The organism is Stenotrophomonas sp. SrG (assembly GCF_050031795.1).
Classification (GTDB): domain Bacteria; phylum Pseudomonadota; class Gammaproteobacteria; order Xanthomonadales; family Xanthomonadaceae; genus Stenotrophomonas; species Stenotrophomonas rhizophila_A.
The window spans coordinates 1-236 of the sequence record NZ_JBNBBE010001329.1 but is presented as its reverse complement, the minus strand read 5'-3'; the positions used below and the strand labels follow the sequence as shown (position 1 = coordinate 236).

Annotated in this window: 1 pseudogene; it reads right to left on the bottom strand. The window is 72.5% G+C overall.

Going from position 1 to position 236, the window contains the following annotated elements:
- Positions 1-116: 116 nt before the first annotated feature.
- A pseudogene (gene sufC / locus ACQG3P_RS23740) lies at positions 117-236 on the bottom strand (Fe-S cluster assembly ATPase SufC); the annotation flags it as partial.

Below are 236 nucleotides of genomic sequence, written 5' to 3'. Positions count from 1 at the left end.
TTTCCAGGCTTCGCAGCGCGGGCCCGGCAGGCCGGCCTGCAAGGCGCCAACCAGCTCGGCGCGGCGGGCGTCGCTGCCGCAGAATACCGCGGCGAGGGAAACGAGCAGCGCGCTCATCAGACCGCTGCCTCCGGCACCACGCGGTCCTTCCGGACGTGGTCGCCATGGGCGTCCAGCCCCAGCGCCAGTACAGGCCCGCCGCTCTGCACGATCTTGCCAACGGCCAGCACGTGCAC